Annotated in this window: 10 protein-coding genes and 1 pseudogene; 5 read left to right on the forward strand and 6 right to left on the reverse strand. The window is 44.2% G+C overall.

Features of this window, described 5'->3' with window-relative positions; genetic code table 11:
- The first annotated feature begins 481 nt into the window (after positions 1-481).
- Positions 482-3,130: a DNA mismatch repair protein MutS gene (gene mutS, locus IM319_RS07930; RefSeq protein WP_286825984.1), complete on the forward strand. Its 2,649-nt coding sequence runs from the start codon at positions 482-484 to the stop codon at positions 3,128-3,130.
- Positions 3,131-3,409: 279 nt separating this feature from the next.
- Here mutS and IM319_RS07935 read toward each other — a convergent pair whose 3' ends face one another.
- The gene (locus IM319_RS07935) at positions 3,410-3,907 is read right to left on the reverse strand and encodes a 2TM domain-containing protein (protein ID WP_286825985.1); all 498 of its coding nucleotides are present in this window, start codon (positions 3,905-3,907) and stop codon (positions 3,410-3,412) included.
- A 61-nt stretch (positions 3,908-3,968) separates the two neighbouring features.
- The gene (gene trmFO / locus IM319_RS07940; protein ID WP_287684711.1) at positions 3,969-5,306 is read right to left on the reverse strand and encodes an FADH(2)-oxidizing methylenetetrahydrofolate--tRNA-(uracil(54)-C(5))-methyltransferase TrmFO; all 1,338 of its coding nucleotides are present in this window, start codon (positions 5,304-5,306) and stop codon (positions 3,969-3,971) included.
- Positions 5,307-5,548: 242 nt separating this feature from the next.
- On the opposite strand from trmFO, the gene IM319_RS07945 reads away from it, so the two are divergent.
- On the forward strand, positions 5,549-5,827 hold the full coding sequence (locus IM319_RS07945) for a hypothetical protein (protein WP_043995783.1): 279 nt from the start codon (positions 5,549-5,551) through the stop codon (positions 5,825-5,827).
- A gap of 118 nt (positions 5,828-5,945) precedes the next feature.
- On the opposite strand, the gene IM319_RS07950 is transcribed toward IM319_RS07945, so the two are convergent.
- Positions 5,946-7,025, reverse strand: coding sequence for a PIN/TRAM domain-containing protein (locus IM319_RS07950; RefSeq protein ID WP_287735215.1), 1,080 nt, complete (start codon positions 7,023-7,025; stop codon positions 5,946-5,948).
- A gap of 375 nt (positions 7,026-7,400) precedes the next feature.
- Between IM319_RS07950 and hemW the strand changes: the two genes are divergently transcribed.
- Positions 7,401-8,573: a radical SAM family heme chaperone HemW gene (hemW, locus tag IM319_RS07955; RefSeq protein WP_287735216.1), complete on the forward strand. Its 1,173-nt coding sequence runs from the start codon at positions 7,401-7,403 to the stop codon at positions 8,571-8,573.
- 17 nt (positions 8,574-8,590) lie between these two features.
- Here hemW and IM319_RS07960 read toward each other — a convergent pair whose 3' ends face one another.
- Both IM319_RS07960 and IM319_RS07965 read right to left on the reverse strand, forming a co-directional pair.
- A complete protein-coding gene (locus IM319_RS07960) occupies positions 8,591-8,911 on the reverse strand; it encodes a cupin domain-containing protein (RefSeq protein ID WP_287735217.1) in 321 nt (106 codons plus the stop codon).
- Entirely contained in the window at positions 8,911-9,483 is a 573-nt protein-coding gene (locus IM319_RS07965; protein ID WP_287735218.1) for a shikimate kinase, read from the reverse strand. The genes IM319_RS07960 and IM319_RS07965 overlap by 1 nt, the downstream gene beginning before the upstream one ends.
- Before the next feature lie 233 nt (positions 9,484-9,716).
- On the opposite strand from IM319_RS07965, the gene IM319_RS07970 reads away from it, so the two are divergent.
- Positions 9,717-10,790 carry a Gfo/Idh/MocA family protein gene (locus IM319_RS07970; protein WP_151695534.1) on the forward strand — a complete coding sequence of 358 codons (1,074 nt, stop codon included), beginning with the start codon at positions 9,717-9,719 and terminating at the stop codon, positions 10,788-10,790.
- Between the two features lie 51 nt (positions 10,791-10,841).
- On the opposite strand, the pseudogene IM319_RS07975 reads toward IM319_RS07970, so the two are convergent.
- Positions 10,842-10,988: pseudogene (locus tag IM319_RS07975) on the reverse strand (excalibur calcium-binding domain-containing protein); the annotation flags it as partial.
- Between the two features lie 91 nt (positions 10,989-11,079).
- Between IM319_RS07975 and IM319_RS22450 the strand changes: the two are divergent.
- The coding region (locus IM319_RS22450; protein ID WP_353737100.1) for a helix-turn-helix domain-containing protein at positions 11,080-11,124 on the forward strand (45 nt) is incomplete at its 3' end.

An 11,124-nucleotide genomic window follows, 5' to 3' on the forward strand; every position in this document is an offset into this window, starting at 1 on the left:
GGGGGTTTCGTTCAGAAAAGACTTCAAATTCGGCCTTGAACGAGTAAAACTTTCTAGGAAATAAGGTTGAACATGAGATTTTTTCGACTTGTTCAAAGTGGCCGGAGGGCATTCGGACACTCAAAATGGACGTGGAGGAAGGCATAAGACTACCGCTAAAGTAGCAGTATCCTTCCTGTGAAGCGTCAACCCCGTTCAGCGACCACCCTAAAAAAGTGGCGTGGTGAGGAATCGCCGTCCGTTTTACGGCGGCGAGGATGTCAACATTTTTGTCCGTTCAATTTTTGATTGAACGAACCTGCGTCAGTCCCCACTCTCAGCCTAGGGGAGTGGGGAAGGTACAGGAAGGGGAACCATTAAGTGGTTCTCCTCGTGCGGAAGTATGAGGCAACCGCCATCGACGAAGAAGCGTCAGAAACTTCCCACTCAGCCAAGCGGTGGGGAACAGTTGATTAAAACATTGTCCAGCTTTCTTTGACCCATGACTCTCCCCTCGGATTTTCCCCTAGAACCACCGGCTACCAATAAAGATCCCCATCGTGATTATCGCGGACTCGATCGCAGTAAACTCACCCCCATGTATCAGCATTATGTGGAGGTAAAAGAAACCTATCCCAATGCCCTTTTACTCTATCGTGTGGGCGATTTTTTCGAGTGTTTCTTTCAGGATGCGGTGATTATCTCCAGAGAATTAGAATTAGTTCTCACCAGCAAGGAAGGGGGTAAAGGTATTGGGAGAGTCGCGATGACCGGGGTTCCCCACCACGCCCTAGAGCGCTATAGTCGTTTATTGGTGGAAAAAGGCTATGCGGTGGCGATTTGTGACCAAGTAGAGGATTCGACGGAAGCAGCCGCCGAAAAACGGCTAGTAGAACGCGCTATCACCAAACTGCTCACCCCCGGAACCCTCACCGATGAGGGAATGTTAAACGCAAAAAAGAATAATTTTCTGGCCGCAGTGGTGATTACCGGAGAAAATTGGGGATTAGCCTATGCAGATATCTCCACCGGAGAATTCTACACCACCCAAGCCAGCGATTTAACGGCTTTAAGCCTAGAATTAACCCGTTTACAGCCCTCGGAAATCCTTTTTCCCATCAATGCCCCCGATTTAAACCGTATTTTGCGCCCAGGGGAAAAATCCGACCATCTCCCCCCCTGTTTACCCGATAGTTTTTGTTATTCTCTCCGTCCCCAAACTATCTTTACTCTCACAGAAGCGAAAAATCGTCTCCTAATCACCTATAAAATGCGTTCCCTAGAGGGGATGGGCTGCGAACATTTACCCCTTGCTATTCGCGCTGCCGGAGGCCTATTAGAATACATTGAAGATACCCAAAAAGCCAATCAAGTCCCCCTACAACCTTTAAAAACCTACTCTATCTCGGAATTTTTGATTTTAGATGGGCAAACCCGTCGCAACCTTGAAATTACCCAAACGGTGCGCGATGGTAGCTTCTATGGTTCTCTATTATGGGCGATCGATCGCACTTGTACGGCCATGGGTAGTCGCGCTTTACGTCGTTGGTTACTGCAACCTCTCTTAGATTCTCGCGGTATTCGCGCCCGTCAAGATACTATCCAAGAGTTAAAGGATAATCCCTCCTTGCGCCAAGATATTCGGCAAAAATTAAGGGAAATCTACGATATAGAACGTTTAAGCGGTCGTGTTGGCGCAGGAACAGCTAATGCGCGCGATTTACTTTCCCTAGCGGCATCTTTAGTCAAATTAGCCGATTTAGCGGCTTTGGTCGCCTTAGGAAATTCGCCCTATTTGAAAGCTTTACAGCAAATTCCCGCCGATTTAGAAAAATTAGGCCAGCAGGTAATCGCGCATCTGGTGGAATCTCCTCCGCTGCATCTGAAGGAAGGGGGGGTGATTCGCGAGGGAATTGATGCCCAATTGGATGCCCTGCGGCGCGACTATCAGGAAGTAATCGATTGGTTTAAGAATCTGGAGACGACAGAAAAAGAAAGAACGGGTATTAGTAATCTTAAGGTTAATTATAACAAAACTTTCGGTTATTATATCAGTTTACCCCGCAGTAAAGCCGATTTCGCCCCAAAAGATTATGTGCGTAAGCAAACTTTAGTCAATGAGGAACGTTATATCACCACCGAGTTAAAGGAGAAAGAAAATATAATTCTGACGGCAGTAGATGAATTAAATAAGTTAGAATACGAGATTTTTAGCGATTTACGCCGTCAAGTGTCCGAATTTTCCCCAGAAATCCGGGAAGTAGCCACAAAAGTCGCCGCTTTGGATGTGTTGGCCGGATTGGCAGAAATCGCCGTTTATCAGGGATATTGTCGCCCGGAAATTGCGGATGGTCGTCTTATCGATATTAAGGATGGTCGTCATCCCGTGGTGGAACAATCGCTTGGGGCCGGCTTTTTTGTGCCGAATTCGATTAATTTGGGCAATCAGGAGGGTTTAGAATACCCCGACTTGATTATTCTCACCGGTCCCAATGCTAGTGGCAAAAGTTGTTATCTGCGACAGGTGGGATTAATTCAATTGTTGGCCCAAACCGGCAGTTTTGTCCCGGCAAAGTCGGCCAAAATCTCCATCTGCGATCGCATTTTCACCCGGGTGGGGGCTGTGGATGACCTCGCTACCGGCCAATCCACCTTTATGGTGGAAATGAACGAAACTGCCAATATTCTCAATCACGCCACGGAGAGATCATTAGTATTATTAGACGAAATTGGCCGGGGGACAGCCACTTTTGACGGTTTATCCATAGCTTGGTCTGTGGCGGAGTATTTAGCCACGGTACTGCAATCGCGGACGATTTTCGCCACCCACTACCACGAACTGAACGAATTAGCCTCAATCTTAGAGAATGTGGCTAATTATCAGGTAACGGTCAAGGAATTACCCCATGAGATAGTATTTTTGCACCAAGTACGACCGGGAGGCGCGGATAAATCCTACGGTATCGAAGCGGGGAGATTAGCCGGTTTACCAGCTTCTGTGATCGATCGTGCCATGCAGGTGATGGGTCAAATCGAAAAACATAGTAAAATTGCTATCGGTTTGCGTCAGGGAATTAAGAAAATTAAACCGGTTAAGTCAGATAATTCCCCATCTCTCCAGCAGTTAGATATTTTTGATGACAGTAAGTAGTCGTGCAAAGCTCAACTTTGTCTCCTTTTTGTCTCCTTTGTCTCTCCGTGGTTCACGAAAAGGCTGCATCTCACATTTGCAGAAACACCGACAATCAACAATTATCAGTGACTCTTAAACTGGGACAAATATATGAACAACCGCGTGTAAGCATCCCACCGAAAAACTAATGCGCGGGGGTTCTACCCCCCAAAGACTTGAATTGAGGGAAAAAATTGAAAGTAACGCCCGATTTTAGAAGATAGTTTTCCCTTTAAAAATCTTCCTTTTTCAACAATATTAAAACTGTAAAAACTTTTTAATTTGAGTCCAAAGATTGCTAAAAGATTCTTTCATTTCCTCTTTAATTTTCCAGCGTTTAAAGGCTTCTTCATAAGCAATTCCTTGATTTTGAAAAGTTTTCCAAGCCGAGAGAGAAAGAGGTAAACCCATCAGCAAAAAGATATAAATTGCCCAAGAAATTGTTCCCGCACTAATTAAATTAATGGTAAGAAAAAAACTATTAATAATCAGATAGCGAACGGTTTTATGTTTTAGCTCCTCGCGACGAAAGCGATCGAATTCCTGCCGCTTATAACTGAGCATTTTTGACTCTTGCCAGTCCTTTTCCGCTGCTTCTAAGTCTTTAACTTCAATAGCTAAATCGTCGGCAATTTCTAACAACTGTTGACGGGTAATTTCTCCCTTATCCCCTTGACGGGAGATAGCCAAATAGAGAATTTCCTGCACATCCTCTTGACTGTAGGATTGGGGAGGGAAAAAATCGGGGTTTGGCATAGCGATAGAGAAAGAAATAGGTTCCTTCTCTATTATGGGCGATCGATTTAGCGATTGACAGTTAGACGAGACAGGGAGTTTTTAGCTGATTCCACCATGCTTCTAAATCCTGCAAAGAGCGATCGGCATATTGACCGTAACGTTCCCGTTTATTGCGGATTTTTTGGCTAAAATTCGGCAAAATGCCAAAATTTGGCGGCATCGGTTGAAAATGTTTCGGTTCGGCACTGCTGATAAACTCAAATAATGACCCCATCATCGTTGTGGTCGGCAATGTCACCGTTTCTAATCCTAAAACTAAACGAGCTGCATTAGTTCCCGCTAACCATCCCCCAGCAGCCGCAGCCGTATAGCCTTCCGTCCCGATTAACTGTCCTGCCGCTAATAGCGTCGGTCGCGATTTAAACTGGAGACTGGAGGATAATAACTGGGGAGAATTGATAAAGGTGTTTTTGTGCATCACCCCCATGCGGACAAATTCGGCCTTTTCTAACCCCGGAATCAGACGGAAAACTCGTGTTTGTTCACCCCATTTTAAATTAGTTTGAAATCCCACCATATTCCATAATTGCCCCGCTTTATCTTCCATTCGCAACTGTATAACTGCGTAGGGACGTTGATCCGGATATCTGGGATCCGCTAATCCCACCGGTTTCAGGGGACCAAAACGCATGGTATCTTCTCCCCGACAGGCTAATTCTTCGATTGGTAGGCAAGCCTCGAAAAATTTGGCATTTTCTCGCTCAAAATCCTTTAATTCTGCCTGTTCTGCCTGTTTTAGTTCTTGCCAGAAATGCAGGTATTGTTCCCGATCCATGGGACAATTGAGATAGGCGGCCTCACCTTTATCGTAACGGGAGGCCAGAAAAGCGATCGATCGATCGATCGATTCCCCTAGAATAATCGGACTAGCGGCATCAAAAAAGCTCAGATAGTCCAGTCCGGTGAAATTTTGCAGATCTGCGGCTAAAGCAGCACTGGTTAACGGTCCAGTGGTTAAAACGACGATACCATCCCGGGGAATTTCAGTGATCTCCTGACGTTTTAAGGTGATTAGAGGGTGGTTAGCCAGCATTTCCGTCAAATTTCGACTAAAGACCCCTCGATCGACCGCTAAAGCCCCTCCTGCGGGGACACTGTGCTGATCGGCCTGGGCAATAACTAGAGAATTTAAGCGTCGTAATTCTTCATGGAGTAACCCGGTGGCGCGATCCACCGCCATGGCACCAAAGGAGTTACTACAGACTAATTCGGCTAAAAATTGGCTATGGTGGGCGGGACTAGAGCGAATTGGGCGCATTTCGTGCAGGATCACGGGAATACCTGCTTGGGCTATCTGCCACGCCGCCTCAGTCCCCGCTAATCCTCCACCAATTACATGAATAGGGCGATCGATCATAGTTGGGAGAAAATGGCTAGAGTAGGATTATTTTAGCGTCAGTTCCCAGTCACCAAAAAAATAGGCTGGGCTGACGGCGATCGCATGAAGATTTGGGCTGATCGCAAACTCAGGTTATAATTAAGGAAGGGATGGAATATTGTATTCTATCTCGGCACCGGTTTTGCTTTCGAGAAGGTGGCAACACCGCCCCACTTTCTCGCCATCTCCTTCCAGATGGGTTAGTTAGCGGTTTGACTTCTATGAACACCAATTATCTTGAAGAATACCAAAAATACCTAGCCGAATGGCAGAAACTGCTTCTGTCCGCTTGGGGTAATGGTGTTCCCACGACTACACCAGTGTTTGAGTTTCCAGAAACTTTGGTTAAATCCCTCGAATATCAACAAGAATGGGTGAAATCCTACCTAACCGCCCAAGAAACCGCCACCAAAGTTGCCCTCGATAGTCAGAAACAATTCTGGGATAGTTATTTCGGTTTTGCTCGTCAGTCCATGGCTGTAATCAATAAACCAGCTTAATTAGGTATCAATTGGCTAGATAGTTCGATTGGTGACTTAACTTCCCTTAAAAAATGAAATTCCTCAAATACAATCCCCTCTGGCCCTGTATTTGAGGCTTTTTTGGCTTTTATTCCCTTCAAGCAATCAGGGAATTTTGGGGTTTCGCAAAAATCATCCGTCCAGCAGAGGTTTGCAATGCAGATGTCACCACTACCCGCAATTCTCCCCCTAGATAATCTTTTCCTTCTTCTACCACTACCATCGTGCCATCTTCTAGATAACCGATGCCTTGGGTGGGTTCTTTTCCTGCTTTGAGAATTTTCAGATCCAGAGTATCCCCGGGCAAGTAGATCGGGCGTACTGCTTGGGCGAGATCGTTGACATTCAAGATGGTGACTTTTTGCAGATTGGCCACTTTACTGAGATTATAATCGTTAGTGAGCAAGGTGGCGTTAATTTCTTGGGCAAGATGGACTAATTTAGCATCTACGGTGCTAATATCGTCATAATCGGCCGGATGAATGATAATGCGATCGGGAAATTCTTCTTGCATCCGGTTTAAGATGTCTAATCCTCGTCTTCCTCTAACTCGTTTTTGGTCGTTACTGCCATCCGCTAACTGTTGCAATTCCTGAAGGATAAATTGGGGAATGAGTATCTGTCCCTCAATAAATCCTGTGTCTAACAATTGTTCGATACGACCATCAATAATACAACTGGTGTCAACAACTTTGGTGGCGGCCGCTTGCAGGGTTCCTTCTGCCACTAAAATTGATTCCATACTATTCGGGTTAATCAGACGCAAAAAAGTGCGACCGTGGGCATCAGCTAAACTAACCCCCAGATAGGAAAACATAATACTGCCTAAAATGGCGATTATCGGCTTAATAAACGAGAATTCTCCCGGAATCGGTAGGAAGAAAATCGGGGCTAGGATCAGATTAGCAATCAACAAACCGATAACTAGACCGACCGAACGGGTTAAAATAACTTCGATCGGAGTTTGCCGTACTTGGGTTTCTAGACGACGATAGGTAGTTTGGGCAACTAAACCAAGAGCTAAACCAATAATTGAGGCAAAACCCGCCGATAACCAGCGTAAAGCTTCAATATTAGTGATTTGCGACTGGACAGTAACCGGCAGCAAGTCCACACCACTATAACCAATACTGGCAATAGCGAAGACGAATAATAAAATTATGACGGCATCAAGCATAGGGATAATACCAGAGAGGATAGGGGGGAATGATGGTAGATAAAATAATGAGTATGAATGCTTTTATATTATATCTGTGGGCTTCTCCTAATTTGTGTCGGGAAAGTTGCTTTCATTCTAGGAGATGTTCTCCCCAGCCATAATACATCTTAACGAAGATAAACGAAATTACAGCCGTCGGTCGTCAGCCTTGAATCGGTTATCAGTTATTAGTTATCAGTCATCGGATGCGAGTTACAGCGTTTCTCAGATAGATGAGGTTCGTTCTTGCATCTAAAATACTTGATTAGCAAGGGTTAGTCTGTACCTCACCTTGACGAGAAAGGCTGTATGAGTTCACTGATTACTGTTCACTGTTCACTGATAACTGCTGTAATGTCCTATTTTCACCCCGTAACCTCGGTTTATATTCATATTCCCTTTTGTCGTCGGCGCTGTTTTTACTGTGATTTCCCGATTTTTGTCGTCGGTAATCGCACCAATCCGGCGACTTTTCCCCCTGTGGTGGAGTATGGGGAAATATTACAAGAAGAAATTAGCCTTAGTCAGGGGACCGGGAAACCCCTAGAAACAATTTTTTTTGGGGGGGGGACTCCTTCCCTGTTACCGGTGGAATTATTAGGGGCAATTCTGGATACTTTAGCCAAAAAGTTTGATTTTGCAGCTGATATAGAGATTTCTATGGAGATTGATCCGGCTACCTTTAGTTTAGAACAATTACAGGGTTATCTTAGCGCGGGAGTCAATCGGGTAAGTTTAGGAGTACAGGCTTTTCAAGAACCATTATTACAGGTTTCTGGTCGATCGCATACCGTTAAGGATATCTATCAGGCAGTGGAATTAATTCAGGGATTGGGAATAGTTAACTATAGTTTGGATTTGATTTCGGGATTGCCACAACAAACCCTCACAGATTGGGAAAATTCCCTAGAAAAAGCGATCGAACTGCAACCGGCCCATCTTTCCTGTTACGATTTGGTCTTAGAAGCGGTTACTCCTTTCGGTAAACAGTATCAACCGGGAAAAAAACCCTTACCCGATGATGAAACCACGGCGAAAATGTATGTTTTAGCCGGTGAAAAACTAGCTTTAGCCGGTTATCAACATTACGAGATTTCTAACTATGCTAAACCGGGTTATCAATGCCGACATAATCGAGTTTACTGGGAAAATCGTCCCTATTACGGCTTTGGTATGGGGGCTGCTAGTTATCTCCATCAACAACGTTTTACCCGTCCGCGCAAAAGTCGCGACTATTTCGCTTGGGTAAAAGAAGGCTGTCAGATTGACGTGGAGAAAAATAGTTTGATTGATGATCTTCTCGAAACCTTAATGCTAGGGTTAAGGTTAGGGTCAGGGGTGAGTTTACCCGCCATTGAAGCTAATTTTGGTTCGGAAATCAAAAAAGCAATTTTAGAGGTCTTAGAGCCGCATAAACAGCGTAATTTAGTAATAATTGAGGGGGATAGCAGGGTCAGATTAAGCGACCCCGAAGGTTTTTTGTTTTCTAATATCGTTTTAACCGATTTATTCGATCGCTGGCAATAGTTAGAAACTATAGTTTCCTAGCGATAATAGACAGCTAACCAAATACAAGGGGGATTATTGCTAGTAAATTCGACGCGATGTTTTTGGTGAGGAGGAATCAGTAGATAATCCCCTGCTTGCAGATTAACTTGGCTGCCATCCTCATAACTAATCTCGGCAAAACCCTGTAATAAAATCACCCATTCAAAGTCAGATTGATCGTACCATTGACCGATGGGAGTGGTTTGACCAGTGGAAATAATTCTTTCCAGACGAATAGCCTGACTTTGGGCCAAAATTTCCAGAATTTCTCGGTCAGGAATTAGTTCAGGTAAATCAAAAATTGAAGCTGCTGTCATTAGTTATGATCCCTTTCTGGATGAAAATCTTTAATCACCGTCGGTATTGCTGTTAAAATTTTCTCAACGATATCAGTAGGTGTATCTAGGTCAGAAACAACAATCCGAAGATCTGCTTCTGCATAAAGTCCTCGTCTTTGTTCTAATAATAATTCCAGGTTACTTTCTAAATCAGTGGACTTAAGCAAGGGACGAGAGGTATCTTGTTTTAAACGTTTAACCAAGACTTCGAGAGGAACATCTAACCAAATCATTAAACCGTGACGAAGATAACTCCAATTTATCGGTTTTAAAACCATCCCTCCCCCGGTAGCAATCACAGTTTTAGTCAGAGAGGATAATTCGGCCAAAACTTGGGTTTCTAACTCCCGAAAAGTCGCTTCTCCCTCGTCGGCAAAAATTTCCTTAATTTTCTTTCCCGCGACCCTTTCTATTAATATATCTGTATCAAAAAAACGATATTGTAAACGTCGGGAAAGCAACTCTCCCAGGGTGGATTTGCCGGCCCCCATCATTCCTAGCAAAAAAACACTTAATCCCCGTAAGGAGTTAAAATCTGTTGCGTTGTCCATAGTTAAAATTTAGCTGAATGTAGTCCTCGCTACTAAGGGACGATGTTTTGATAAGCATTTAGGAGTGAAAACCCGCAGGTGAAATCAGAAAATCTTCTCAGAACTGCCATTGACACCGACATCGTGTCAGAATCTGGATAACCATGATACCATCTTGGTAATTAATCGACAAAATCAGCTTGATTAATTTAATCAAGTGGTGTGAGGAGTGTGAACACAGGAGTCTAAAATTCATGTCCAATCAACCAGCAAACTTTCCGGGTAACAGAAATCAACTCAAACCGATTAAAGTCGGGGTTATCGGGGTCGGTAACATGGGACAACACCATAGTCGCATCCTGAGTTTATTAAAAGACGTGGAATTCGTCGGGGTGGCCGATGTCAACGTCGAAAAGGGACTGGAAACTGCCAGTAAATACCGAGTCCGTTTTTTTGAAAATTATTTAGATCTCTTACCTAGGGTAGATGCGGTTTGTATCGCTGTCCCCACGCGGTTACACCATCGAGTCGGGATGGACTGTCTGCAAGGGGGAGTACATACCTTGATCGAGAAACCGATCGCCGCTAGTATTAGTGAAGCGGAATCTTTAGTCAATGCGGCAGCCGATCACGATTGTATTCTGCAAGTGGGTCATATCGAGCGTTTTAATCCCGCTTTCCAAGAGTTATCGAAGGTCTTGAAAACCGAGGAGATTCTAGCGATTGAATCCCATCGCATGAGTCCCTATTCCCAGCGCGCTAATGATGTGTCGGTGGTGTTAGATTTAATGATCCATGATATAGATTTAATTTTAGAATTAGTCGCCGCTCCTGTGGTGAAATTAACCGCTAGTGGTAGTCGCGCTGCCACTGATTCCGGTTATCTCGATTATGTCACTGCCACCCTTGGTTTTAGTAATGGAGTGGTGGCTAATTTAACCGCTAGTAAGGTGACTCATCGCAAGATTCGCCGTTTAGCAGCCCACTGTAAAAATTCTCTCACGGAAGCGGATTTTCTCAACAATGAAATCCTCATTCACCGGCAAACCACCGCTAACTATAGCACTGATTACGGTCAAGTTCTCTACCGTCAAGATGGTTTAATTGAAAAGGTTTATACTAGCAATATTGAACCTCTACACGCGGAATTAGAACATTTTGTTCATTGTGTGCGCGGTGGGAACCAACCTTCCGTCGGTGGGGAACAAGCTTTAAAAGCTTTACGATTAGCTAGTTTAATCGAACAAATTGCCCTTGATGGTCGCGTTTGGCAACAATCGGACTGGAATTATCAATATCTTAATTCTCCCGTGATTACTGCTTCTTGATTGTTTTTTCCCCGATTCTTTAAATGAGAGAATTGGGGTGAGGAAACCAAATTAGTTATTTTGAGAACTTTTCAAACATTTTTCTGAGGATTTTTGACCACACCATTGACTTTCACAGGGAACTCCATCACCGTCTCCATCCATTTTGACATTAGGGCAATTTCTCAAGAAAAAAGTCGCTTCTGCACAGGATGTCATCGAAAATTTTGGGTCTGAAACCCCGTCGTTCTACGACGGCTTTACCGTTAAATACTAGCGCATTTACCAAATATATGCTAAAATGTGAGACATGGAAAAAGCCTATTCGTTTCGATTTTACCCAACACCCGAACAA

It is taken from the genome of Microcystis sp. M113S1 (assembly GCF_020246945.1).
GTDB lineage: Bacteria > Cyanobacteriota > Cyanobacteriia > Cyanobacteriales > Microcystaceae > Microcystis.

Coding starts and splice junctions, on each gene's coding strand:
- mutS (WP_286825984.1), top strand. CDS start 482: ATGACTCTCCCCTCGGATTTTCCCCTAGAACCACCGGCTACCAATAAA.
- IM319_RS07935 (WP_286825985.1), bottom strand. CDS start 3,907: ATGCCAAACCCCGATTTTTTCCCTCCCCAATCCTACAGTCAAGAGGAT.
- trmFO (WP_287684711.1), bottom strand. CDS start 5,306: ATGATCGATCGCCCTATTCATGTAATTGGTGGAGGATTAGCGGGGACT.
- IM319_RS07945 (WP_043995783.1), top strand. CDS start 5,549: ATGAACACCAATTATCTTGAAGAATACCAAAAATACCTAGCCGAATGG.
- IM319_RS07950 (WP_287735215.1), bottom strand. CDS start 7,025: ATGCTTGATGCCGTCATAATTTTATTATTCGTCTTCGCTATTGCCAGT.
- hemW (WP_287735216.1), top strand. CDS start 7,401: ATGTCCTATTTTCACCCCGTAACCTCGGTTTATATTCATATTCCCTTT.
- IM319_RS07960 (WP_287735217.1), bottom strand. CDS start 8,911: ATGACAGCAGCTTCAATTTTTGATTTACCTGAACTAATTCCTGACCGA.
- IM319_RS07965 (WP_287735218.1), bottom strand. CDS start 9,483: ATGGACAACGCAACAGATTTTAACTCCTTACGGGGATTAAGTGTTTTT.
- IM319_RS07970 (WP_151695534.1), top strand. CDS start 9,717: ATGTCCAATCAACCAGCAAACTTTCCGGGTAACAGAAATCAACTCAAA.